The following is a 24102-nucleotide window of genomic DNA, read 5'->3' on the forward strand; positions in this document are numbered from 1 at the left end:
TTTTCTTCAGGACAAAACGCATGATCCAATACGGCACCAACCCGATCGCCTGGGCAAATGACGACGACCAGAGCCTCGGCGCACACATCCCGACCGAGCAGATCCTTGGCGAGGCTTCTGAAATCGGTTTCGATGGCATCGAAAACGGTCACCGCTGGCCCGATGACAAGGAAGAGCTGAAGCAGCTTCTCGGCAATCATGGCCTGAAATTCGTGTCCGGCTGGTATTCCCTTAACCTCCTTGCCCAGTCGGTCGAGGACGAAAAGAAAGCGATCCAGCCGCATCTGGACAAGTTGAAGCACAATGGCTGCAAGGTCTGCATTGCCTGCGAGACCTCCAACACCATTCAGGCTGCTGATGTCGATATCTCCACGAGCCCTGTGCTCAGCGAAACCGGGATGAAAGTCTTTGGCGCCAAGATGGAGGAACTGGCGGAATTTTGCGCAGGCCAGGGTATCGATCTCGTCTATCACCACCATATGGGCACCGTCGTCGAAACTCCCGACGAAATCGACGCCTTCATGGCGGCAACCGGCCCGGCAACGAAACTGCTGTTCGACGCCGGCCATTGTTACTTCGGCAGCAAGGGTGAAGACCCCGCTCTGATCCTGGAAAAATACATTGACAGGGTCAGGCATTTTCATGCCAAGAATGTTCGCCCGGGTGTCATGAAAGACATCAGAAATACAGGCAAATCCTTCATGGACGGCGTTCGTGCCGGTGTTTTCACGGTGCCGGGAGACGAAGAAGGCGGCATCGATTTCACGCCCCTCCTGAAAATCCTGAAGGACGCGGGATACGCGGGCTGGATCGTGATTGAAGCCGAACAGGATCCGGTTGCCCGCAATCCATTCCATTACCAGAGCCTCGGTCTGAAAACGCTCAAGACCGCAGCACAGGAGGTAGACCTGACATGAGCGAACTTCTGCGCAAGCCAGCCGGAAACGGCGGCAAGGTTCACGACATCACGATCGAAAACGCCAAAGGCCCCAAGTCGTCCGACTGGGGATATGTCGGTTTCGGTCTGTATCGGCTGAAGGCGGGTGAAACAGTGTCGGAACAGACCGGCGCTCTGGAAGTCATCCTGGTGATGGTGGAAGGCAAGGCGTCGATCTCCGCCGGCGGGAAAGACTTCGGCGAACAGGGCGAGCGCATGAACGTGTTCGAACAGCTGCCGCCACACAGTGTCTATGTGCCAAGTAGCGCCGACTGGTCGGCAACGGCAACGACCGACTGCACCATCGGTGTGTGCACGGCACCGGGAAAAGGCGGCCATGAGGCACGGGTTCTGCCGGTTCCCGAAAAAGTCACGCGCGGCAAGGGTGCCAACACCCGTTACATCTTCCCGATCGCAATGGAAGAGACGGATGTCGCCGACAGTCTCCTGGTCACCGAAGTCTTCACGCCGTCCGGCAACTGGTCGTCCTATCCACCGCACCGGCATGACGAGGACAACTTTCCGGACATGACCTATCTGGAGGAAACCTACTATCACCGTCTCAATCCGGATCAGGGCTATGGACACCAGCGCGTCTTTACCGAAGACGGTTCCCTGGATGAGACGATTTCAATGAACAGTCACGACGTCGTTCTCGTTCCCAGGGGACACCACCCCTGCGGCGCACCCTACGGATACGAGATGTACTATCTCAACGTCATGGCAGGACCGATGCGAAACTGGCGTTTCAAGAACCATCCGGATCACGACTGGATTGCGCAAAGAGACGCGGGCTGAAGGCCCGTCACTGAGATCTCAGGCGGTTCCGGACTTGATCCGGGACCACCTGAAAACAAAGCGATCGGCAGTCAGGACCAAGCCCGGGGCCGTGCATTCAACCGACAGTCGTTTCAGGTGGCTGAAGCTAAGCCGCTTCGAAACAATCCACCAGCGCGCCGCGATGCTGGATGACTGTTCCTGCAAGCCTCGCCCCGGCGTCGACGCTTGCCCCGACATTGCCACTGGTCAGATATTCGGCAAGGAAAGCCGCATTGAAACTGTCACCAGCCGCGGTGGTGTCGACAATGTCCAAAACGGGTTTCGGCTGGAAAGCCTGCCTGTCTTCCCTTGAGGCGCAGATGACTTCCTCGGGACCATTCTTGACCACAACCATGCCGGCACCTGCCGCCAGATACCGGTCCGCACTCACGTCGGCAGTTGTATCCCCGAAATACGCAAGTTCATCTTCGAAAGACGGCATGACCAGGTCGCACAAGCCGGCGGCCTTCGTCACGCAGGCGCGCATGATGTCTGCACTCTCCCACAGACGCGGCCGGAGATTGGGATCAAAGGCCGTCTTCGCACCGGCCAGCCGCGCTTCCTTCAGGACCGCAAAGAAGGTTTCCCGGTCCTCCTCCGACATGATCGCCAGTGTGATCCCGCTGAAATAGATCAGGTCGACCCCGCCGATGGCAGAGCGAAGATGATTGCCGTCGGCAGCAAGGCAACGCGCAGCGGACTGGGAGCGCCAATAGGCAAAGCTGCGTTCCCCCTCTTTCAGCTGAATCATGTAGAGGCCGACCGTCCTGTCATCCAGTCTGCGAACCGGGTCGACATCGATGCCGGACTGCTTGAGAAAACCAAGCATCTGCTCGGACACCTGATCCTGGCCGACCGCGGTGAGGTAGCCAACATTCCAACTGTCCGGAAGGCACTTGCGCGCGTACCACGCCGTGTTCAAAGTATCTCCTGCAAACCCCATCGAAAATGTGCCGTTGCCGGTTGGAGCCATCTCAACCATGCACTCGCCGACGGCCAGAAACGTTTTAGACACAAGTTCCTCCCAAGGAATCACCACGGTGCCAGAGGCACACAAATCGCTGTTTTCTGCGATTTAAATCCATTTAAATTCGGCTTAAGTTAATATCACGAATGTTGAACGCGTCAATCGCCTTTCCCATCAGACTTTAGACAGGTCCGGAAACTGACGCCCTTTTGAAATCACTTTCAGGGACAAGGTGGCGGAAAACAGTCTCACGTCGGGGCGGGTGATATCACTTGATTCCGGCGCGCATGAAGCTTTGAACAAACTGGCGCTGGAACAACAGGAAGGCAATCAGCAACGGCCCCGATGTCATCAGGGTGGCTGCATTGATCACGGACCATTCGATGCCGCTGTCGATCGCCGAGAAAATACTGAGACCGACGGTAACAGGCCGCGTTTCGACTGAATTTGTCACGATCAGTGGCCATAGGAAATTGTTCCAATGGTGGCTGACGGACACCAGGCCATAGGCAAGATAAGTCGGTTTGGCGAGTGGAATATAGACTTTCCAGAGGACACCGAGGAAAGACGCTCCTTCTATACGTGCGGCCTCGTCCAGTTCCTTGGGAATTGTCATGAACGTCTGACGCAACAGGAAAATGCCGAAGCCGGAGGCGATATACGGCAAGGCGATCGCAGGGATCGTATCGACCAGATTGAGAAGCCTCATGGTCTTGTAGTTCTCGACCATCAGTATGTCGGGCATCACCAGAAGCTGAAGCAGCACAAGGGCAAACAGGATATTGCGACCGGGAAACTCGAACCGCGCAAACGCAAAGGCCGCCAATGTGCACAGAAAGAACTGTCCGGCGAGGATCATCGTCACCAGAATGAAGGTGTTCAGGAAATATCGGGCAAAGGGGGCCGCATCCCAGGCCTTGGAGAAGTTCTCCAGCGTAAGGGGGGCGAACAATTCAAACCGCGCCTCGTAGGCGGCGGGATGAAAGGCGGTCCAGACAGCATAGGCGAGCGGCAGCACCCAGATAAGCGCCAGCGCCCATGCGGCACCGGTATTGAGAACACGGTCGAACGTCTCCGAGGTGCGGGTCATTTGTAGTGCACCTTCCTGTCGAAGAAGAAGAACTGGCCGATGGCGAGCAGCGACAGAAGTGCAAGCAGCGCAACTGTCAGCGTGGCTCCATATGCAGTCTCCCAGAAGCGGAATGCCACTTCGTAGATGTAAAACAACAGAAGCGCCGAGGCGTTGTCCGGGCCGCCGTCGGTCAGGATGAAGATGTGATCAACCAGTCGGAAGGAGTTGATTACAGCGTTTACGCAGACAAACAGGGTCGTTGGCATCAACAGCGGAAAGGTTATGCGCCAGAATATCGTCCAGCGCCCGGCCCCTTCGATCTGCGCCGCTTCCTTGAGCGAGACCGGGATCGCCTGAAGCGCCGCCAGGTAGAAGATCATGAAGAACCCGGCTTCTTTCCAGACCGTCACCACGATGATGGCATTGAGGGCCGTGTCGGGATTGCCGAGATAGTTGCTTGCAGGCCAGCCAAAAAGAAATCCGGTGATCTGGTCGAACAGTCCGAAGCCGGGCGTAAAAAAGAACAGCCAGATATTGGCAACGGCAATCAACGGCAGGACCGTGGGCGTGAAATAGGCCATGCGCACAAAGCCGCGCCCCATCAGTTTCTCGTTGACCCACAAAGCCATCACGATGGCCAATCCGACGGAAGCCGGAATTGTACCGATCGCGAACCAGAGATTGTTCCAGAGCACTTTCCAGAAGACGGGATCGTTGACCATGCGATCGTAGTTTTCGAGGCCGATGAACTTCGCCGACCTGCGGCCGCGTGGCGTCGAAAAGAAGCTGTTGATCAACGTCGTGATTGCGGGAATGTGGGTGAAGGCGAACAGGAACACCAATGCCGGCATGAGCAACAGCCATCCGTGGATCCAGTCCCGCTTCAATTTGAGTGCCCGCATCTTCATCACATTTCAAAAATTCTGAACTTTCGCCCGGGTCCGCCTTCTCGTGTCACCGACCCCGGCAAGTCCTGATTGAAAGAAGGAACAGGGCACCGGCAGGAGTACCGGTGCCCCGACCCATGACAATTCAGCGATATTCCGCGAGGATCTTGTCAGCCTGCTCCTGGGCTTCTTTCAAAGCGGTCGCAGGGTCTTTCTTACCGGTGATCGCGGAAGCCAGGGCATCGTTGAAGAGACCCGTCACGCGCTGGTTCTGGTAAGTGGACAGTTCGGCCTTGGCGAACTCGAGTTGGTCCCGGGCAACCAGAGCCGGTGCGAAATCGGCCGTATAGGCCTTCATCGTATCGGTATCCCAGGTTTCCGCACGCGGCGCGACATATCCGGTCGCAATGGTCCATTTCGCGGCCTGTTCCGGAGCGGTGATCCACTGGACGAATTCGACAGCTGCCTTCGACTGTTCGTCGGACGCACCCTTGAACAGGTAGAAATTGCCACCGCCCGTCGGTGCGCCACGGGTTTCCTTGGCCGGCAGCATGGCGACACCGAAGTCGAATGGCGCGTTGCTGCGCACATTTGTCAGGTTACCGGTGGAAGTCCACATCATGGCCGTCTGACCTTCAAAGAAGGCCTTGGGCGTTGCGCCCCATTCGATGATGCCTGGCGCCATTACTTCATGTTTCGTGCTCAGATCGACAAGGAACTGAAGAGCCTCGACAACTTTCGGGTCGTCGAAATTGGTCTTGTTGCCTTCTGCATTGGCAAGGATCGCCCCGTTTTCGATGGCAAGACCCTGGAACAGCCAGTAGGGGAAACCGGAAGACGGAATACGCACACCCCATTGCGTGACATTGCCGCTTGAATCCTTCTTGGTCAGTTTCTTGCCGAAATCAACCATCTCGTCCCAGGTTTCAGGTGCAACATCCGGATCAAGACCAGCGTCCTTGAAAGCTTTCTTGTTCCAGTAGAGCACCGGTGTCGAGCGCTGGAAGGGAATGCCATAGGTCTTGCCACCGGTCTGGCTGTTTTCCATGAAGGCAGGATAAAAACCCTCAACCCACTTCTTGTCTTCATCGGTGGTGAGATAATCATCGAAAGGAATGATCAGGTCTTCATCGATCAGGGTGAACATGTCGACGGACAGGATGACCGAAAGCTGCGGTGGATTGCCGCCGCGCGACGCGGTGATCGCCTTGGCCACGGTATCCTGGTAGGAACCGGCGTAGACAGCATCGATGTTCACACCCGGGTTCTGAGCGATATATTCGTTCGTCAGCTCCTGGATGGTTTCGGCGGCCTTACCGCCAACAGCGACCGGGAAATAAAATTGCAGATCAACAGCCTGAGCGGACGCCCAGGTGCTGAAGGAAAGAGCCGTTGCAGCAACGGCTTTCAGGAAAGTTGACTTCAACATCTGTTTACTTCCTAAGGTTTGAACATCCGCAACAAAGCGGCTGGTCTACGCGGGCGCGCGCAGTCGGTCAGGAACGCAACAGCGTTCCGAATTCTGAAACGAGATCATCCCTGCGTCGACCGGTGTCGGCGTCAAAGACATGAAGCGCGTCGGGTTCGAAACCCAATTCGATAGCCTCGCCCGGTGCAACCGGGCGCGTTGTCGGCAACCGCACCTGAAACGAGGTGTCAGCAACGACACAATCTGCGAGAATGTCGGCACCGAGATACTCGACGGCTCTGACGGAGGCTGATACGGGACCGCTGTCCTGAAGGTGCATGGCCTCCGGCCGAACACCGAGCTGAAAATCCGGTGCGGTGCAGAGTTTTTTGAATGCGTTTGCCGGAAAAAGGTTCATCGGCGGGGTTCCGATAAACCGGGCCGCAAACGGGCTTGCCGGCTTTTCATAGAGCTCCCGGGGCGCCGCCGCCTGTTCCAGCCGGCCATTGTTCATGAGAACGACTTGATCTGCCATGGTGATCGCTTCCACCTGATCGTGAGTGACGTAGACCATGGTGAAGCCCAGCTGTTGCTGAAGGGACCTGATTTCGAGCCGCATTTCATGGCGGAGCTTGGCGTCGAGATTCGAAAGCGGTTCATCCATAAGGCAGATCGGTTTTTCGCCGATAATCGCCCGCCCGAGTGCAACACGCTGTTGCTGCCCGCCCGAGAGCTGGCCCGGCTTGCGCTCGAGCAGTTGCGACAGGCCGAGAAGGTCTGCAACCTTTTTCAGCCGGGAGTCACGCTCGGTGCGGTTCATGCGCCGGACCTTCAAGCCGAAAACAATGTTTTCCGCTACGCTCAGATGCGGAAACAACGCATAGGACTGGAAAACCATGGACAGGTCACGCTTGGAGGACGGCCTGCCGGTAACGTCATTTCCGCCGATCAGGATCTGCCCGCCGCTCACACTCTCAAGGCCGGCGATCATCCTCAGGGTGGTAGACTTTCCGCACCCGGAAGGACCGAGCAGCGCCGTGAATGATCCGGCGGGGATCTCGATTGACAGCGCATCGACTGCAATCGTTTCGCCCCAGACTCGGGAAACATTTTCTAGGCCGATCGGTTTGCCGGAAATTGATAGTTGTCCGTTCACCATCACAAGCCACTCCCTTCACCCGCAACGATAAACTCGGTCGCTTCTCCTTCGAGGCTTGCCAAGAATTCCCCGGGCACGGGCCGGTCGGTAAAAATTGCATCAACATCTTTCAGCTGCCCGCCGCGAACATGTGCACCACGTCCGAATTTGCTGTGATCCAGAACAAGAAATGACTTTCGGCAGTTGGCCAGGATCGACTGCCTGGCGGCGACTTCGTCCTCATGAAAGTCCAGCAGTGTTCCGTCTTCATCGACGCCCGCCACACCGAATATACCGACATCGACCTTGTAGTTGGAGAAAAACGTCTGCGCCGCAGACCCAAGGATATCCCTGTCTCCGTGACGCAGACGGCCACCGGCGATGGTCACCTGAAAGGATGGGTTGCTCGACGCTGTAAAGGCGACATTCAGATTGTTCGTGAATATCGCAAGTTTTTCATGACCGGTCAGTGCCTGCATGACGATCTCCGGTGTCGTACCAATCGAAAATGCAAGCGACTGATTGTTCTCGATCCTTGCGGCAACCTGCTCTGCAATCAGTTGTTTTTCAGGGTGATTTAGAATCTGCCGCGTAGAGTAGTGAATATTGGAGGCCGGGGCCGGCGGCTCGACACCACCATGTGTCCGACGCAAAACGCCAAGTTCACATAGCCCGTTGACGTCCCTCCGGATGGTCTGGGTCGTCACCTCGAAACGCTCGGCAAGCTCTTCGACCGACGCAAAGCCCGCTTTCTGCACGAGGTCTGCGATTTCCGCCTGACGTTTTGAAATGTCAACTTGCCCAAGCATATGCCTTCGACCCGATATCTGCTGAGCCGCCACGACTGGAGTCGAGAGCGGATGAACTGCAAGCACTTCGCGTTGACTCGAAAACAATCAACCTCGAAGTGCGATAAATCATTTTCATATGAACATTATTCGACGTTCATATGAAAATGATATGACATTTTTGACGTCTCGCGAACCGTCAGTCTGAAATTTTAATGAAAACGGAACCGTTGCAGGGACTTAAAACAGAGTCTGCAAGGGCGGTTGAAGCAGTTTACGGGAGAAGATTGTTCGGCAAATGTTGAAACAAAGAAATTCAGCGTCTTTTGCCGTCATCTGCCAAACGATGAACTCCGGCATTTCGACGTCGCGATCGAAAACATTCACCATTGCCAGGAATTGTCCCGAAAGCGAAGATTGGAGCCATGCTTGCACGGGTAATCACAGGCTCCGCAGCCTGCACGAAGGCTGCCTTGTTCCCGCCCTTGAGGTCCTCGACCAAAAGGCGCCCCTCGTCACTCACAGGGGAACGGCTGTCAGGCCATGGTTCAAGCCGGCCACCGGCTGTTTGCAACGACCGGAGATACGAAGACATCCATCCCCCGGAAGAGGGGGATAAATGCGCAGGTTCTTCGATGCTTTCAGCCGGTTCACTCTTGCGTGTCGGCTTGCCTTCACCGATACAACAAGGATCGCCCATCACCGTCGAAAAGATGCAGTTTCTCCGGCACCGAGTTCAGCCGGATATTCGTGCCTTTGGCGATGCGGTGAATTCCCGGAAGTTTGGCAACCAGACCCGGTTCGCCGTTTTGTGACCTGAAGTAGAGAACCGTGGTCTCACCCAGCGCTTCCACCATGTCAACGTGTGCGGAAACGAGGTAGTCGTCGCTCTCCGTAACTGTGAGGTCTTCGGGTCGAACGCCGAGCTTGAATGTGCCGCCCACATCACCGTCGACCGATGCAATGGGGACATCCGCATGCCCACCGTCGGCCATTTTCACAGATGTAGTGTCACCGGTTGCCGTCACCTTCGCTTCGATCAGGTTCATCGCCGGTGACCCGATGAACTGGGCGACGAAGGTGTTTGCCGGCCGTTCATAAAGATCCAGTGGCGCACCGAATTGCTCGACATTGCCTCCATGCAGCACCACGATCCGGCTCGCGAGTGTCATCGCTTCCACCTGGTCATGAGTGACGTAGACCATCGTGCTTTCCGGCATGCTCTCCTTGAGTTGCGCGATTTCGATCCGGGTTGCGACCCGCAGGGCGGCATCCAGGTTGGAAAGCGGTTCGTCAAACAGAAACACCTTCGGATCCCGCACGATGGATCGACCGATGGCAACCCGCTGTCGCTGCCCACCGGAGAGAGCCTTCGGCAGGCGGTCGAGATATTCGGTCAACTGAAGCGTTTCTGCCGCATTCTTGACCGCCTCGTCGATCTCTTCCTTGGACTTGCGCGCGAGTTTCAGCGCAAAGGCCATGTTGTCGTAGACGGTCATATGCGGATAGAGCGCATAGGACTGGAACACCATGGCGATGCCGCGTTGCGCCGGTGGTACGTCGTTGACCACGACATCATCGATCTCAAGCGTACCACCGGTGATCTTTTCAAGTCCGGCAATCATGCGGAGCAACGTCGACTTGCCACAGCCCGACGGGCCGACAAATACAATCAGTTCGCCCTGTTCGATTTCCAGGTTGATGTCACGCAGAACTTCGATTTCACCGTAGGACTTGCAGACGTCTTTCAAGGACAAGGAGGTCATGTCGGCTGCTCTCCAAAAGGTTTCGTGTTCATGTTATTTCACCGATCCGGCTAGCAGGCCGCGGACCAGATACCGCTGCATCGCAAAAAAGACGGCAAGCGGAACGGCAATCGAAACGAAGGCGGCCGTTGCCAGGATTTCCCAATTGCCGCCACGCGTGCCGAGCAGCTCGACGATCTGGTTGGTCATGACGGTTGTTGACCCCGTCGCGTCGATCAGGAACACCTTGGCCACCAGAAGATCGTTCCAGGTCCACAGGAACTGGAAGATTGCGAACGACGCCAGGGCCGGGAAACTGAGTGGCAGAATGATACGGGTGAAGATCTGGAAATCGGTCGCGCCGTCCACCTTGGCATTTTCGATGATATCCCGGGGCAGTCCAACCATGTAATTCCTGAGGAGATAGACCGCGAGTGGCATGCCGAAGGCCGTATGGGCAAGCCAGACCCCCAGATACCCTTTCCCGATGCCTATTCCCAAATGCAGCCTCAGGAGAGGTATTAGCGCAAGCTGGAGCGGCACGACCAGAAACCCGACCACGGCCGCAATCAGCAGCGCCCGTCCGGGAAATTCCATCCAGGCAAGCGCGTAGGCAGCAAACGCTGCAACAACGATCGGAATGATGGTCGCAGGGATCGTCACCGTCAGCGTGTTGAAGAATGCCTTGGCCATGTTGTCCTGGCCGGATCCGGAAAACAGGATCGTGGTATAGTTGCCGAGCGTGAATTCAGGCGGCACGGTTGCGGTGATGAAGATCCGTTGCCCTCGCCCGGAAAGTTGTTTGTCATTGCCGCGCCAGACATAACTGCCGTCAGCCTGAAGGGTCACGCTTTCGCCGTCTTTCATCTCCGCGGTGTCACCGGGTTGATAGGCGGAGACATTGCGGGAAGACACACCCCAGGAGCGGATGTCCCTTGGGTCACCTTCGAAAATATTGCCCTTGACGACGAACATGTCGCCGTCCGCCACCCGGTTGTCGTCCGGATCGGCGGCCCGATAGACTTCGTTCTGTTCTGCTGGAAACAGCGCAGCCCACCAGCCGGAACTCGAAATCTGGTCAGCGGTCCGGAACGACGATACGAACAGGCCGATCGTCGGAAACAACCAGAGCAGCACAAGCAGGGCAACCGAGATATGGACCGCCCATGTCAAAGCGGATTTTTTGCCGGCAATGCTGGCCATCACTTCATCTCCTTCCGGGCGTTGTAGACGTTCCAGACGAGGATTGGCGTCACAAGCAGCATGATGACGATCGCGCTCGCCGAGCCGATGCCCCAGTCATTTGCGCGAAACAGCTTGTCGTACATGTAGTTGGCCAGAACCTGCGTTTCCCACTGACCGTTTGTCATCGCGAATACGATATCGAAGACCTTCAGAACAGTTAGCGTGATCGTGGTCCAGACGACGACAATGGTTCCCATGATCTGCGGAACCTTGATCTTGAAGAAGATCTGAAAGGGGTTCGCGCCATCGATGATGGCTGCCTCGACTGTCTCCTCCGGAATACCCCGCAAGGCTGCGGACAGGATCACCATCGCAAAACCGGTCTGGATCCAGATCAGGACGACCATCAGGAAAAAGTTGTTCCAAAGCGGAATCGTCAGCCATGTCTGTGCTTCGCCGTAAGGCAGGCCGCCGATCCAGAGCCCAAGCAAGGAGCTTATGGACACCCAGATCAGCCAGAGAGCGCCGCCGGCGACAAGCAGGCGCAGCGGAAGCAGCCAAACCGACTTGTCTTCACCCTTGGCGATGATCCCGCGCACGAACGACCATGCAACGGAGGCGACAATGACGACAAACCCTACAAGCAGGATTGACGGCAACACCTGCAACATCAGGATAGATCCGATGCCACCATCGAGTTTCAACCAGATCGCGTTCAGGATACCGATCTGGTTCTGGTCCTCCGGACGCGTGTCGTAAATCAGTTTGAAAATGACCGAAGCGCCGACGAAGGATATTGCCATCGGCATAAAAATGAGGGATTTGGCTAGGTTTCCCCATCTGATCCGGTCGGTCAACTGCGCAACGAGCAGACCGAATGCGGTCGATATGGCAGGGACGACAATCAGCCAGAGCATGTTGTTCTGGACCGCTTCCCAGAATTTCGGTTCATCCATCATCTGGCGATAGTTTGCCAGTCCGACGAAGGCGCCACCCTGATCCCTGTCGGTGAGTGAAAGCCGAAGCGTTTCAAAAACCGGGTATGCTAGATACAAAACCAGTGCAAACAATGCCGGAAACAGAAACAGCCAGGGGCGGATCATGTTCGCACGATTGATGTTCCGTCCTGCATTCGGACCGGATGCCGGAAAGAGCACCTTGTCGAGGAACAGGTTCGACAAAAAGAAGTATCCGAGGCAGCCGCCAACACCAATTATGATTACCGTCAGCCCATAGAGCGCCGGGTTGTTTGAAAACATGGCCGTTCCATCCCTTTAGTCATTGCAGTTCCTTCCCGGAATTTCCGGGCAGAACCTGTCTTGGGGAAAAAGGAGCGTAAAGTGCGCTTTCGTATCAAACGACAACGGCCGGATCTCGCGCGAGGTCCGGCCGTTGTTACATTACTTGAGAGCGTCCCAGCTGTTCTGGATTTCTCCGGCGACAGCACCAGCATCCTTGCCGCCAGTGTAGTCGACCATCCCGGTCCAGAATGTGCCCGCACCAACACCGCCCGGCATAAGATCGGAACCATCGAAGCGGAATGTCGTTGCGTTGACCAGGATTTCGCCCTGTCCGCGCAGGGTGTCGTTCAGATAGGCCTCTGGATTGACGCCCTTGTGAGGTGTCAGGAAGCCGGTCTGTGCCATCATGATTTCATGCGCGAGCGGAAGCTGGAAGAATTTCATCACTTCCGTGGTTGCGTCGGATGGTTCGGTAATGGCCATCAACGTGCCGCCGCCCAGAACCGGATTGCCGAGGTCTTTTTCCGCGTAGGACGGGAAATAGAAGAAGTCGACATCCGCACCAAATTCGACCCCGTCTGGGAAAAATGCCGGAACGAAGGATGCCTGACGGTGCAGATAGCACTGCGGCGGAGACGAAAACAGGCCCTTTGGACTGTCACGGAAGTCGGTCGAGGCTACCGCATCGGCACCTCCGGCAACCTTGTCGTCGTCGCGGGCGAACCAGCCGAATTCCTCGATTGCCGCAACGACACGCTCGTCGTCGAACGGGATTTCGTTGGTAACCCATTGATCATAGACGTCTGCAGGCTGCGTGCGAAGCATCATGTCTTCCACCCAATCGGTGGCCGGCCAGCCGGTTGCAGCGCCCGATCCGAGCCCGATGCACCACGGTGTTTCACCATCGGCGACAATCTGCTCCGTCAGCGCCTTGAGGTCTTCCATCGATTCGGGAACTTCGTAACCGGCGTCTTCAAAATTTTCCGGCACGTACCAGACGAGGCTCTTGACGTTGACATTGTAGAAGAAACCGAAGAGCTGATCATTGCCGTCGGCATCCTTGTATGTGCCGAGGTTCACCCAGCTGTCACCTGCCCCGTAATTGTCTGCAACCCAGTTGCCCATGCTTTCAGGAAGAGGTTTCAACAGGCCCCGGGACGCCATGTCCGAGGCAAGACCTGGCTGCGGAAAAACCGCAATATTCGGGGCGGCCCCGGCTTCGGCATCGATCACGATCTGCTGTTCAAAGGAATCCGAGCCGGTGTATATGACCTCCGCTCCCGTCGCCTCGGAGAAATAGGCGAGCACATTGCGAAAGTACCCGTCTTCAGGCTGCAGCCAGGGGCCGGCAATCGTGACGGTCTGCCCTTTCAGATCCGGAGCGCTTTCAGCCCAGCTGTTGTAACTGTCCCAGTCAAAGGGTCCTTCGCCCGGCGCAAATTTCAGGTCAGCTGCAAGGGAACCGCTTGCGCCGATTGAAACGCCCAGCGCCAAGCCTGCCGCGCAGGCCATCAAACGTGTTTTCATGTCAGTCCTCCCAGATTGTCCCTTTACCGGGACACTCCATTTAAAGTGGCATACCTCACCCACCGGTATCAACACCGAAGCCTCTTCCCCCGGCAGCAAACTCACCGGTATCCGGCATCCAAACCGCTTTGGATTTAACTCTAAACATGTCGCCACACTTCGGTCTTGTCAAGCGAACAACTCGCGAATTAATGTTGCATTTCAATAACAGCTTGTTTGGAGGTCGCTTTCAAAGCGTTTTGGGTATCATGAGCAAGGGTGTGAATCTCAGGGAACTGTCAAATCGTCTGAACCTTTCGCAGACGACAGTCAGCCGTGCTCTGAACGGCTATCCGGAAGTCAGCGCGGAGACCCGCAAACGCGTCGCGGAAATGGCCGATGAGCTCGGCTACGCCCCCAACAGCCAGGCAAGGAGACTGGCAACCGGGCGTTCGATGGCGATCGGTCACGTCATTCCGAGGTCGATCCACGAAATGATGAATCCGATCTTTCTGGAATTCATTGCCGGTGCTGGTGAAACCTACTCAAAACACGGCTACGACATGATCATTTCCGTTGTGGAGGATGATCACGAAGAAGATGCTTACCGGCAAATCGCCACCCGCAAGAAAGCCGACGGCGTGATTGTTCACGGCCCTGCGGCCGATGAACACCGTCACAGGCTCTTGAAGGAAATAAATCTGCCATTCGTCGTGCACGGGCGCATTCCCGGCGCCGAAAGCGAGACAACCTGGGTCGACATGAACAACCGGCGCGCGTTCGAGCGGGCAACCAACCTTCTGCTCGATCTCGGACACCAGCGGATATCGCTTCTGAACGGCCTCGAACACATGGACTTTGCCAGGCGCAGGCGAAAGGGGTTCGAAGATGCATTGGCCGCGCGCGGTCTGGCGGCGGACAACGCGATCATGCGAAGTTCCGACATGACGGAGCCTTTTGGCTGCGACAACGCCATGGAAATGCTGAAGTCGGACAACCCGCCGACAGCCTTTCTGGTTTCGTCAATGATCTCTGCGATCGGCGTTGCCCGTGCTATCGGACAGTGTGGCCTGGAAACCGGAAAAGACGTTTCGATCATCACTCATGATGATGCGCTTTCCTTCCTGCCCAACAGCGGTGAAGTGCCGATTTTCACCTGTACCCGATCATCCGTGCGATACGCCGGACAAAGGGCTGCCGAACTGCTCCTCGACATAATCGCGAGTCCGCAACGGGAACCATCGTCACTCCATCTCGACGCGGAGTTGATCATCGGTCAATCCACCGGTCCGGTACCGGGCAGGTAAAAGGGTCGACCATAATACTCGGCGGTTCCAACGGAACGGTGAATTTCGTCGTTTTGCAGACCTAGACTTGGGACAGTCCACTGTTTTGCATCAGGTTTTTCATGGTGCTCAACCCATGCAGCCGATGCGTCTTGGCGATCTCGGAGGCTGTCTCGGCTTCACCTGCGGCGATCGCCTCCACGATCCTTCGATGATCTTCTGAATTGGCGGCCGGCGCCCCGCTCAGACGCAGCAATACTGAATTTGCACGGTAGATCTGGTCGAGCAGGCCCGTGATCTCGATTTCAAGCCGGTCATTCCCGCAAAGCTCAGCGATCAGCCTGTGAAAACTGTCGTCCAGCTTGGCCCAGTCGCCGATATTTTCAGCTTCCAGCGCGAGGTCACTTTCCGCAAGCAGATGCTCGAATTCTTCCAGGGCCCGGCCTCGGTCGTCCCGACAGGCCGCCTCGCGCGCCGCAAGCGCCTCAAGGACAGCCAGAATCTGAAATATCTCACAAAAATCTTTACGGGATATCGCAACAACCTTGGCCCCTCTACGCGGCACAAGATCAATCAGACCTTCGGCTTCAAGCCGGATCAGAGCTTCACGCACCGGCGTCCGGCTCATGCCGAGCCGATTGGCAATGTCCGGTTCGGGCGCCTGATATCCTGGTGGCAGGACGCCGTGTAGAATCTCGCGTTTCAGCCGTTCATATGCATTGTCGACCCGTGTGGACTTGGCTTTCGCTAACATTGCCTGAAGCTTTCAAACCTTTTGCGGTGACCAGATGATTGCGCAGGAAATCCGGCGGCGGGCAAACCCGGCCGGGAAGACCCTTTTTTGCAAGCAAATCAATTCATCATTGATAATTAAATCGATAAAATTTTACACAAATGCCGGTTTTGTCGAATGAGATTGCCCGCCGGCAATACTGCCCGAACATTATCCTTTTGTTTTTAAAATGAAATTTCGCACGACACCCGAAGATGCCATCGTCAAAAATACGTATGATCTCCTTGAAGAAAGCTGAACAAGATCATTTGACTCCCGTCTTGCTCGAGAATTCTTTTGCATTTTCGACACCGCATCGGGATTTGGCGGGCAATACCGTTTGACCAGATTGCCGATCGCGCCAAGACGGTTGCCATGTCCAACAGCTTGCCCACTGTGAGGTCATTCAGATTCGCGCCAATAAAATATCGGCGACCGCGCTTTCATTCGATTCAAATATTCACTCAAAATCTACAGAATCCCAAGAATAAAACTGAAGAACGAGCAATATATTTATGCATTTATGAAACATAAACTAATTCATCATCATGATAAATCTCGTAGTTCATCAAAACGTGAATTTCTATATTCAAGTTTATTTAAGATTATCAGATAATCGGCATTTTATTCAATAATTCGTATTTTTGCCTTTGGAGAGTTTACATGATTTTCACCAGCAAATCCCCCGTCGCTTACCATTGGTTAACCATATAAATTTACTTTTTGCGCAGATAACAAAACGGCGCATTGATGACACCTTTTTTCGCCCCTCTGAAATTGCTGCGAGGGATCAGTTTCAACCTGGCAATTATGCTGTCCGGACTGTCTCTGGTCAGCCTGCTCCTTGCGCATGCGCCCGCCATGGCACAATCGCTCGAGGAAGCCATGTCGGCTGCCTACGCCGTCAATCCGCGCCTCAAGGCAGAGCGCTCACGCTATCAGGCGACAAACCAGGGTGTCTGGACGGCGCGATCGGAATTCCTTCCGACCGTCACCGGTTCCTACCTGGGGGAGCACAACGCACGCAGCCTGAACAGCACAAACAACCGCGATCGCGATTTTTCACACGAACTGAACCTCTCCGTCTCGCAGACCCTTTTTCAGGGCTTTGCAGGTGTGAACCGTCTTAACCAGGCGCATGAGGAGGCCGTTTCCGGACGCAACCAGTTGATTGGTGCTGAACAGACATTGATGCTGAATACCGCCGATGCCTATCTCCGCGTCGTAAGGGACCTCGAAATTCTTGGCCGGCTGAGGGCTTATACCGCCGTGGTGCAGCGCGAGGTGACTGCGTCAAGGGCCCGTTACAGGTCCGGCGATGCGACCCGGACCGACATCGAACAGGCACTTGCTCGTCTGGCGGAAGCGCAGGGCAACAGCGATCAGGCAGTCGGTGACCTGGAGGCATCGGAAGCCCTGTATAAGCGCCTGACCGGTCAAATCCCGAAACGACTCGGATGGCCAGCCGTTCCCAAATCGATCCTGCCGGCAAATCTGGACAACGCCATATCAACTGCGCTTCAGAACAATCCGTCCATTCGCGCCGCCACGGCGGATGCAAGAGCAGCCCGTTACGCGGCTCGTGCCTCGGTTGGCGACATGCTGCCGCGTGTCTCGCTCGAGAGCGAATGGGAAAACGGATACAAGGACAATCTTTCCAGCCAGGACGATGAAGAATTCAGGTTCGGTGTGCGCGTGTCCGCACCGCTGTTCACTGGTGGTCGGAACATTGCTGCCGTCAGACGCGCGAAATTCACAGCTTCACAGGAAGAGTATGAGCTTGATGACACGCAGCAGATCATTCGGGAAAACGTCATCCGGGCAATGAAGCAACGCACGGCTTCAAGGCTACGTGCACAGGCAGGCAAAAGAGCGATCGAGGCGAACAAAAGAGCCGTCAAAGGTCTTCAGATCGAGTTTGACGGCGGTCAGCGCACACTGCTCGACGTGCTGGACGGTGAACGGGAACTCCTCTTGAGCCAGGTCGACTATGTCCGTGCCCGTTACGATGCGCGGATTGCCGATTTCTTCCTGTTGGCAAACATCGGCCGGTTGGCTCCCAGGCACTTTGCGATCATCGAAACGCGCCCGGCTCCGGTCAGTCGGCTCGTTCCCGAATTCCCTCCTGAAAACCTGGAACTGGGTCCAACAGAAAACGATACGTTAGAGACACAGGTGGCAACTTCCTCTCATGTTGAACCGCTTGGCTATCAATCTCAGGCAAACGGTTCCATCAACTGGGTCAACTGGCCATATCGCAACGGCACTGAAAATGAAACTCGGCCGGCTGCACCAAGGAATCGGACACGGAAACTCTGGAATTCTCTTGCCGCTCTTGGTCTCCACCACTTCTGATCATCCCTTGATCCCCTTGTCTGCGCCTCATCTTTTGAAATAAGTCTCTTTCATTGCCCTTTGTTGCAGGCTCGGTCCTCCTTCAGTGTCTGCCGCGATTTCAGGAGAGAGTTGAAGATGAAGCCGGTTGTTCCCTTCGTACCCGAAGCAACTTCTCACGAACGGGATATGTGGCAGGAAGAACTTGGCAGGACACTGGCCCCATATGCCACCGTCAAACCGTTCGAAAAGCTGACCGACGATGAACGCCAAACTGCCACGGTGGCAATTGTCGCAAATCCGGATCCGGCCGATGTTGCTGCTCTCCCCAATCTTGTCTGGGTACAGAGCCTGTGGGCCGGCGTTGAACGCCTGACCGCCGAATTGCCGCAGGATGGACCGCTGATCGTGCGTCTGGCCGACCCGCAGATGGCGGACACCATGTCTGAGGCCGTGCTTGCCTGGACGCTCTACGTTCATCGCGACATGCCGCGCTACATGCATCAGCAACGCGATAAGGTCTGGCAGGAGCAGCTTCTGAAAACACCGCAGGAACGCACGGTTGGCGTTCTCGGCCTGGGGAAACTGGGAAGTGCCTCTGCCCAGCGTCTGAGTGCCAACGGTTTCAGGGTCCTGGGTTGGAGCCGTGGTGAAAAAACCCGTGATGGCATCATCTGCTTTCATGGTAAGGAGGGATTGTTCAACCTCCTCGGACAGTCCGACATTGTTGTGATTCTGGTGCCGCTTACCTCCGAAACGCGTGGAATGTTGGGTTCTGAAGAACTGAATGGCTGCAAAAAGGGAGCAGCCATCATCAATTTTGCCCGGGGACCTATCCTCGATGTCGATGCGCTTGTCGCAGCGCTCGATCGGGGGCATCTTTCTCACGCCGTTCTCGACGTATTCGATGAAGAACCACTTACGCCGGAAAGCCCGCTTTGGCAGCACGACAAGGTGACGGTGCTGCCGCACATTTCTGCACCGACAATCACCGGCACAGCGTCAATGATTGTCGCCAGGAACATACGAGCGTATCTGGAGTCGGGAAGAATTCCGCAACATGTCGACCGAATGCAGGGATACTGAACAATGACGTCGCCGCGTCGTAACAGTGTCAAGGAAATCAATCTATCAGGTTCTCAAGTTTTCAATTTCAACAGGTGAACAATGTCAGATCTTCCGATTCTCGGTGCAGCACTCAACGTCAATGCTCTTGAAACCCATCGCCGGCTGATGCTCGACAAACATCGGGATCTTGAACTGCAGGATTTCTGGCCCGCAGAGGTCCTCAACGGTGACTGGACGCCGCTGGTCGAGCGCGCAAAGTCACTTCTTGACGGCCACGAAGGTCGCGTTGGTATTCATGGCCCATTCTGGGGTTTCAACATCGATTCCGTGGATGTCGATGTGCGGCAAGTCGTCAGGAAACGCCTGCTCCAGGGTCTCGACGTCTGTGAAGCGCTTGGCGCAACGCATATGGTCGTTCACAGTCCCTATTCCACCTGGGACTACAACAATCTCGACAATTTCGAAAACGCCCGCGAACGCAAGGTCGAGCTTTGCCACCTGACCATGAAGGACGCTGTCAGGCGTGCGGAGGATATCGGCTGCGAACTGGTAATCGAGAACATAGAGGACAAGGACCCACATGCGCGGGTCAAGCTCGCCGAAAGCTTCGACTCGCCTTCCGTGAAAGTGTCGATCGATACTGGCCACGCGCATTATGCCCACGGTTCTACCGGTGCTCCCCCGGTCGATTATTACGTCAAGGCTGCCGGTAACGCGCTCCGTCACATCCACCTTCAGGACGCCGATGGTTATGCAGACCGCCACTGGACGCTCGGTGAAGGCACGATCAACTGGCATGCCGTCTTTGATGCGCTTGCGAAACTCGACAGCAACCCGAGGCTGATCATTGAGCTCCGTGATCACGCGGGGCTTCCGGCCTCCATAGCCAACATGGCCGCACTCGGACTGGCTCAGTAAGTGCTTGCTTGCTCGGAAGCGACGCGACCCCACAAACTTGTGATGAGGTTTTATCGGACAAGAACACACCCTTTGCCTAAGTAAGGCGCAATAGGCTCAGGGCCGGTCTTCACGCCTCCTGGATCCAAAGATTTCAGCAAGGGTACTCAAACCAGATGCTCGAACTTCCGCTGGCTTATCTCGCTGGTCTCCTGACGCTGATCAACCCATGCGTGCTGCCGGTTCTTCCGATCGTTCTCGCTTCTGCACTCAACGCAAACCGGCAGGCGCCGTTTGCGCTGGCAGCAGGAATGAGCGTTTCCTTCGTCGCTGTGGGCATGCTGATTTCAACGCTCGGCTACGCCATCGGTCTGACGGAAGACGTCATGTCGAAGGTCGGTGCCAGCCTGATGATCGTCTTCGGAATTGTTTTGCTGGTCCCCTCCTTCAGCCAGCGGTTCGAGCTCGCCACCGCGGGGATTTCGGGTTCCGCAGGTCAAAGACTGCAGAGCACCGACACGAGTGGCCTTCGAGGCCAGTTCCTTGGCGGTGTATTGCTGGGCGCTGTCTGGTCGCCTTGCATCGGACCGACACTTGGCGGCGCGATCGCGCTTGCCTCCCAGGGCGAGAACCTGCTTTGGGCCACGCTCATCATGTGCTCTTTTGCTCTGGGCGTCTCGACCCTGATTGTCGGCCTTGGCCTCGGAGCTGGACAGACGCTGAGGATGAGGGCCGACAAACTGCGCGGGATTGCCGAGAAATCCAAATCCGTCATGGGAATCGTATTTATCGCAGTCGGCTTGTTACTCTTGCTCAATGTCCATCACATGATCGACGCATGGGCCATGAGCGTCATGCCCATCTGGCTGCAGGATTTGTCAGTCCGGTTTTGATATTATCGGGAAAGGAAGTCTTATGAATCGTCGCCATTTTCTTGCTACGACCGCCGGTGCCGCATTAACCGCTGTGATGCTCCCGGCAACCGCACATGCCGGAGGAACTCTCGATTATTCTCCGGGGCTTATCCAGAAGCATCTTGCCGACGGCAAGACCGTTTTCGTCGATTACGCCGCCTCCTGGTGCGGTACCTGCGCACGCCAGGAGCGTGTGATCAATGCTCTCAGATCCGAAAACCCGGCCTACGACCAGGCTCTGGTTTTCGTGCGTGTCGACTGGGATGACTACAGCAGCCACGAAGTGACCAAGTCCCGCAAAATTCCGCGCCGGTCGACACTCATTGTTCTGAAAGGTGATCAGGAACTGGGACGCGTAGTAGCCGGAACCAGCGAAAAACAGATCAAGTCCCTGCTCGATGTAGGACTTCAGGCGGGAAGCTGACCAGCTCTCGACCGGACAAGAACCGGCCTCCGCGTTGCCCGCGGAGGTCTTGTCGTGTCAGCCCATTGCCCAGGGACCGTGGTACCCGCCACCGTCCTTGTCGGTTCGTTCAAAGCCATGCGCTCCGAAGAAGTCGCGCTGTCCCTGAAGCATATTCGCGGTTGAACGGGCGGTGCGCATGATGTCGAAATAGGACAGAGCCGATGACAGCGCCGGAACCGGCAACCCGTGAAGCGCCGCCTGCGCCACGACCTGGCGCAATTTGCCTTCGGTCTCCTTCAGTTTCTCCGAGAAGAACGGCGCAAACATCAGGTTCCGCTGCGGATCATCCGTCAGCGCCGCCGACATGTCGTTCAGCATTGCAGACCGGATAATGCAACCGTTCCGCCAGATCATGGCAATTTTCGGGAGATGCATGGCCCATCCGTATTGCTTTGCAGCTTCCAGAATGAGACCGAACCCCTGTGCATAGCAGACGATCTTGCCGGCAACGAGCGCCGCTTCGAGAGCATCGATGCCGAGAACATTCCGGTCCATCGGTTGAGGCGCCGCGCCGAATTCCGCCTCGCCTGCCTTGCGCTCATCAAGCCTGGAGGACATGTTGCGTACCGCGACCGCAGCCTCGATGGTGCTTGCCGGCGTTCCGAGCATCAGTGCCTCTATCGCTGTCCAACGGCCAGTGCCCTTCTGCCCTGCCCGATCAAGGATAATATCGAGCATAGGTTTCCCGGTCTGCGGATCCGCCGCCTTGGCTACCTTTCCGGAGATTTCGATCAGATAGGACTGCAGGATACCGCCGTTCCAGGTCTCAAGTACCTCACCGATCTCTCCGGCAGTCATGCCGAAACCGTCGCGCATGACGCCGTAGACCTCGGCAATCATCTGCATATCGGCATATTCAATGCCGTTATGCACGGTTTTGACCAGGTGACCCGCCCCGGCCTCGCCCAGATGGGCGGCGCACGGTTCTCCGTCATGCTTCGCAGAGATCGCTTCGAGGATATGTCCGACCTGATTCCAGGCATCAGTGGGCCCACCCGCCATGACAGACGGTCCGAACCGGGCACCTTCCTCGCCACCTGAAACACCGATGCCCATGAAACGGGGTCCCTGCTTTTCAGCCGCTTCGGCACGCCGGTTGGTGTCGTGGTAATTGGCATTGCCGGCATCGATGATAAGGTCGCCGGCATCAAGCAAGGGGCGCAGCGCTTCGATCTGCGCGTCGACGGCCTCACCGGCCGGAACCATCAAAATGACTGCGCGCGGTGATTTGATCGAACCGACAAAGTCTTTCAGGTCTTTCGATGGCACCAGTTTGCCGGCGAGTTCTCCCGCCTTGGCCATGAACTGGTCCGTCTTTTCGCCCGTCCTGTTGTAAACCGCGATCTGAAAGCCGTTTTCGGCAATGTTGAGAGCAAGATTCCCGCCCATCGTTCCAAGACCGATCAGCCCAATTTCCGCAATAGCGCCTTGTGAACTCATAGACGGTGCCTTTCTCAAATCGATTTAACTTTTGGTCACGCGGTGATATCCGACCCGTCCTCTCGGGGCAATGCCTAGCTCGCCCCCTCGATCCATCCATTTTTTTGACCAATACCTTCAAACGCGAGATTTCTGCGGCACTCGAAAATTACTGTCACATAAGACTGCTAACCACCTTGGCATCCGCATCCTCCTGCGGTTCTGCTCAAAGGATTTGTCTGATGAAGAACTTTCTGATTGCAGCCGGCCTTCTGGCCGCAGCGACTGCGACAGCTTATGCCGAGGACGTAACCGGCACGCTGGTGCTGTACACCTCCCAGCCAAATGCGGATGCCCAGGCAACCGTTGATGCGTTCAAGGTCAGGCACCCCGGTGTTGATGTTGAATGGGTTCGCGACGGCACCACGAAAATGATGGCAAAGCTCCGTGCCGAATTCGAGGCCGGGGCTCCGAAGCCGGACGTCCTCCTGATCGCCGACATGGTCACCATGGAAGGTCTGAAAAAGGAAGGGCGCCTGATGGCGCACGAAGGCGCAGATACTTCTGCCTACGATCCGGCGATCATGGACGACGACAAGACCTATTTCTCAACGAAACTGATCACCACGGGCATTGTCTACAACACCAACGCGCCGATGGTGCCGACATCCTACAAGGATCTCCTCAAGGAAGAAGCCACGGACAAGCTGGCGATGCCATCCCCCCTGACGTCCGGCGCGGCAACCATCCACATGACCGCGCTGACCTCAAATCCGGATCTAGGCTGGGCGCTTTATGAAGGCCTTGCCGACCAGGGTGCCAATCCCAAGGGTGGCAACGGTGGTACCTACAAGGCGATTGCAGGCGGTGAAAAACTCTACGGCTTCGTTGTCGACTTCCTGCCGATCCGTGAAAAACTCAAAGGCGCTCCGGTTGAGTTCGTGTTTCCCGAAGAAGGCGTCTCCGCAGTCACCGAGCCCGTCGCAATCCTGTCAACGGCCCAGAACCCGAACGCTGCCAAGGCGTTTGTGGATTTCCTCCTGTCGGAAGACGGCCAGAAACTGGCTTCGTCCCAGGGTTACCTCCCTGCGCACCCGTCCGTCGCCGCTCCTGAAGGTTTCCCGGAGCGTAAAGACATCAAGCTGATGGAGTTTGACCCCGCCCAGGCCCTGCAACAGGATCAGGCCAACAAGATCAAGTTCACCGAGATCTTCGGCGGCTGACGCAATTTTTTACAGACATGATTGCAGGCA

At 56.2% G+C, this 24102-nt stretch carries 21 protein-coding genes; 9 read left to right on the forward strand and 12 right to left on the reverse strand.

All coding sequences use genetic code 11. The features are described 5' to 3' along the window. The first annotated feature begins 20 nt into the window (after positions 1-20). A complete protein-coding gene (iolE, locus tag LA5095_RS07885) occupies positions 21-917 on the forward strand; it encodes a myo-inosose-2 dehydratase (protein ID WP_055113675.1) in 897 nt (298 codons plus the stop codon). Beyond that, positions 914-1735 carry a 5-deoxy-glucuronate isomerase gene (iolB, locus tag LA5095_RS07890; protein ID WP_055113677.1) on the forward strand — a complete coding sequence of 274 codons (822 nt, stop codon included), beginning with the start codon at positions 914-916 and terminating at the stop codon, positions 1733-1735. Before iolE ends, iolB begins: the two co-directional genes overlap by 4 nt. Positions 1736-1862: 127 nt before the next feature. Here iolB and LA5095_RS07895 read toward each other — a convergent pair whose 3' ends face one another. The 10 genes from LA5095_RS07895 to LA5095_RS07940 all read right to left on the reverse strand — a co-directional run bounded on the left by LA5095_RS07895 (position 1863) and on the right by LA5095_RS07940 (position 13714). Then, positions 1863-2771 (reverse strand): sugar kinase, encoded by a 909-nt coding sequence (locus tag LA5095_RS07895; protein ID WP_055114289.1) that lies wholly within the window; start codon positions 2769-2771, stop codon positions 1863-1865. A 220-nt stretch (positions 2772-2991) separates the two neighbouring features. Further along, complete coding sequence (locus tag LA5095_RS07900) at positions 2992-3813, reverse strand: carbohydrate ABC transporter permease (RefSeq protein WP_055113679.1); 822 nt, start codon at positions 3811-3813, stop codon at positions 2992-2994. Beyond that, positions 3810-4697 (reverse strand): carbohydrate ABC transporter permease, encoded by an 888-nt coding sequence (locus LA5095_RS07905; protein WP_055114291.1) that lies wholly within the window; start codon positions 4695-4697, stop codon positions 3810-3812. The genes LA5095_RS07900 and LA5095_RS07905 overlap by 4 nt, the downstream gene beginning before the upstream one ends. Before the next feature lie 130 nt (positions 4698-4827). Continuing rightward, the gene (locus LA5095_RS07910) at positions 4828-6111 is read right to left on the reverse strand and encodes an ABC transporter substrate-binding protein (RefSeq protein WP_055113681.1); all 1284 of its coding nucleotides are present in this window, start codon (positions 6109-6111) and stop codon (positions 4828-4830) included. Positions 6112-6178: 67 nt separating this feature from the next. Continuing rightward, positions 6179-7249, reverse strand: a complete 1071-nt coding sequence (locus LA5095_RS07915) for an ABC transporter ATP-binding protein (protein WP_055113683.1) — start codon at positions 7247-7249, stop codon at positions 6179-6181. After that, positions 7249-8037, reverse strand: a complete 789-nt coding sequence (locus LA5095_RS07920) for a DeoR/GlpR family DNA-binding transcription regulator (RefSeq protein WP_055113685.1) — start codon at positions 8035-8037, stop codon at positions 7249-7251. Before LA5095_RS07920 ends, LA5095_RS07915 begins: the two co-directional genes overlap by 1 nt. Before the next feature lie 653 nt (positions 8038-8690). Next, positions 8691-9782, reverse strand: a complete 1092-nt coding sequence (locus tag LA5095_RS07925) for an ABC transporter ATP-binding protein (protein WP_055113687.1) — start codon at positions 9780-9782, stop codon at positions 8691-8693. Positions 9783-9815: 33 nt separating this feature from the next. Beyond that, on the reverse strand, positions 9816-10964 hold the full coding sequence (locus LA5095_RS07930) for a carbohydrate ABC transporter permease (protein WP_055113689.1): 1149 nt from the start codon (positions 10962-10964) through the stop codon (positions 9816-9818). Beyond that, a complete protein-coding gene (locus LA5095_RS07935; RefSeq protein ID WP_055113692.1) occupies positions 10964-12205 on the reverse strand; it encodes a carbohydrate ABC transporter permease in 1242 nt (413 codons plus the stop codon). The genes LA5095_RS07930 and LA5095_RS07935 overlap by 1 nt, the downstream gene beginning before the upstream one ends. A 141-nt stretch (positions 12206-12346) precedes the next feature. Continuing rightward, positions 12347-13714, reverse strand: coding sequence for an ABC transporter substrate-binding protein (locus LA5095_RS07940; protein ID WP_055113694.1), 1368 nt, complete (start codon positions 13712-13714; stop codon positions 12347-12349). Between the two features lie 248 nt (positions 13715-13962). Between LA5095_RS07940 and LA5095_RS07945 the strand changes: the two genes are divergently transcribed. Beyond that, a complete protein-coding gene (locus tag LA5095_RS07945) occupies positions 13963-15000 on the forward strand; it encodes a LacI family DNA-binding transcriptional regulator (RefSeq protein WP_082442652.1) in 1038 nt (345 codons plus the stop codon). Between the two features lie 61 nt (positions 15001-15061). Here LA5095_RS07945 and LA5095_RS07950 read toward each other — a convergent pair whose 3' ends face one another. Next, a complete protein-coding gene (locus LA5095_RS07950) occupies positions 15062-15733 on the reverse strand; it encodes a GntR family transcriptional regulator (RefSeq protein WP_055113696.1) in 672 nt (223 codons plus the stop codon). A 768-nt stretch (positions 15734-16501) separates the two neighbouring features. On the opposite strand from LA5095_RS07950, the gene LA5095_RS07955 reads away from it, so the two are divergent. The 5 genes from LA5095_RS07955 (at position 16502) to LA5095_RS07975 (ending at position 21388) form a co-directional block, all read left to right on the forward strand. Further along, complete coding sequence (locus tag LA5095_RS07955; protein WP_144435917.1) at positions 16502-18106, forward strand: TolC family outer membrane protein; 1605 nt, start codon at positions 16502-16504, stop codon at positions 18104-18106. Between the two features lie 117 nt (positions 18107-18223). Then, on the forward strand, positions 18224-19171 hold the full coding sequence (locus LA5095_RS07960; protein ID WP_055113698.1) for a 2-hydroxyacid dehydrogenase: 948 nt from the start codon (positions 18224-18226) through the stop codon (positions 19169-19171). A gap of 81 nt (positions 19172-19252) precedes the next feature. Next, positions 19253-20071 carry a sugar phosphate isomerase/epimerase family protein gene (locus tag LA5095_RS07965; RefSeq protein WP_055113700.1) on the forward strand — a complete coding sequence of 273 codons (819 nt, stop codon included), beginning with the start codon at positions 19253-19255 and terminating at the stop codon, positions 20069-20071. A 155-nt stretch (positions 20072-20226) separates the two neighbouring features. Next, positions 20227-20943: a cytochrome c biogenesis CcdA family protein gene (locus LA5095_RS07970; RefSeq protein WP_055113702.1), complete on the forward strand. Its 717-nt coding sequence runs from the start codon at positions 20227-20229 to the stop codon at positions 20941-20943. A 22-nt stretch (positions 20944-20965) separates the two neighbouring features. Continuing rightward, positions 20966-21388, forward strand: a complete 423-nt coding sequence (locus LA5095_RS07975; protein ID WP_055113704.1) for a thioredoxin family protein — start codon at positions 20966-20968, stop codon at positions 21386-21388. 57 nt (positions 21389-21445) lie between these two features. Here LA5095_RS07975 and gnd read toward each other — a convergent pair whose 3' ends face one another. Next, entirely contained in the window at positions 21446-22870 is a 1425-nt protein-coding gene (gene gnd, locus LA5095_RS07980; RefSeq protein ID WP_055113705.1) for an NADP-dependent phosphogluconate dehydrogenase, read from the reverse strand. Between the two features lie 221 nt (positions 22871-23091). Here gnd and LA5095_RS07985 point away from each other — a divergent pair, with 221 nt between their 5' ends. Beyond that, positions 23092-24072: an ABC transporter substrate-binding protein gene (locus LA5095_RS07985; protein WP_055113708.1), complete on the forward strand. Its 981-nt coding sequence runs from the start codon at positions 23092-23094 to the stop codon at positions 24070-24072. The last annotated feature ends 30 nt before the right edge of the window (positions 24073-24102 follow it).

Origin of the sequence: Roseibium album (assembly GCF_001404515.1) — a bacterium.
In the GTDB taxonomy this organism is placed as follows: Bacteria; Pseudomonadota; Alphaproteobacteria; order Rhizobiales; family Stappiaceae; genus Roseibium; species Roseibium album.

Excerpts from the sequence above, each read along its gene's own strand:
- LA5095_RS07905 (WP_055114291.1), bottom strand. The coding sequence starts at position 4,697 with ATGCGGGCACTCAAATTGAAGCGGGACTGGATCCACGGATGGCTGTTG.
- LA5095_RS07945 (WP_082442652.1), top strand. The coding sequence starts at position 13,963 with ATGAGCAAGGGTGTGAATCTCAGGGAACTGTCAAATCGTCTGAACCTT.
- LA5095_RS07955 (WP_144435917.1), top strand. The coding sequence starts at position 16,502 with ATGACACCTTTTTTCGCCCCTCTGAAATTGCTGCGAGGGATCAGTTTC.
- LA5095_RS07950 (WP_055113696.1), bottom strand. The coding sequence starts at position 15,733 with ATGTTAGCGAAAGCCAAGTCCACACGGGTCGACAATGCATATGAACGG.
- LA5095_RS07920 (WP_055113685.1), bottom strand. The coding sequence starts at position 8,037 with ATGCTTGGGCAAGTTGACATTTCAAAACGTCAGGCGGAAATCGCAGAC.
- LA5095_RS07935 (WP_055113692.1), bottom strand. The coding sequence starts at position 12,205 with ATGTTTTCAAACAACCCGGCGCTCTATGGGCTGACGGTAATCATAATT.
- LA5095_RS07965 (WP_055113700.1), top strand. The coding sequence starts at position 19,253 with ATGTCAGATCTTCCGATTCTCGGTGCAGCACTCAACGTCAATGCTCTT.
- iolB (WP_055113677.1), top strand. The coding sequence starts at position 914 with ATGAGCGAACTTCTGCGCAAGCCAGCCGGAAACGGCGGCAAGGTTCAC.
- LA5095_RS07915 (WP_055113683.1), bottom strand. The coding sequence starts at position 7,249 with ATGGTGAACGGACAACTATCAATTTCCGGCAAACCGATCGGCCTAGAA.
- gnd (WP_055113705.1), bottom strand. The coding sequence starts at position 22,870 with ATGAGTTCACAAGGCGCTATTGCGGAAATTGGGCTGATCGGTCTTGGA.
- LA5095_RS07900 (WP_055113679.1), bottom strand. The coding sequence starts at position 3,813 with ATGACCCGCACCTCGGAGACGTTCGACCGTGTTCTCAATACCGGTGCC.
- iolE (WP_055113675.1), top strand. The coding sequence starts at position 21 with ATGATCCAATACGGCACCAACCCGATCGCCTGGGCAAATGACGACGAC.
- LA5095_RS07910 (WP_055113681.1), bottom strand. The coding sequence starts at position 6,111 with ATGTTGAAGTCAACTTTCCTGAAAGCCGTTGCTGCAACGGCTCTTTCC.
- LA5095_RS07925 (WP_055113687.1), bottom strand. The coding sequence starts at position 9,782 with ATGACCTCCTTGTCCTTGAAAGACGTCTGCAAGTCCTACGGTGAAATC.
- LA5095_RS07930 (WP_055113689.1), bottom strand. The coding sequence starts at position 10,964 with ATGGCCAGCATTGCCGGCAAAAAATCCGCTTTGACATGGGCGGTCCAT.
- LA5095_RS07940 (WP_055113694.1), bottom strand. The coding sequence starts at position 13,714 with ATGAAAACACGTTTGATGGCCTGCGCGGCAGGCTTGGCGCTGGGCGTT.
- LA5095_RS07960 (WP_055113698.1), top strand. The coding sequence starts at position 18,224 with ATGAAGCCGGTTGTTCCCTTCGTACCCGAAGCAACTTCTCACGAACGG.
- LA5095_RS07975 (WP_055113704.1), top strand. The coding sequence starts at position 20,966 with ATGAATCGTCGCCATTTTCTTGCTACGACCGCCGGTGCCGCATTAACC.
- LA5095_RS07985 (WP_055113708.1), top strand. The coding sequence starts at position 23,092 with ATGAAGAACTTTCTGATTGCAGCCGGCCTTCTGGCCGCAGCGACTGCG.
- LA5095_RS07970 (WP_055113702.1), top strand. The coding sequence starts at position 20,227 with ATGCTCGAACTTCCGCTGGCTTATCTCGCTGGTCTCCTGACGCTGATC.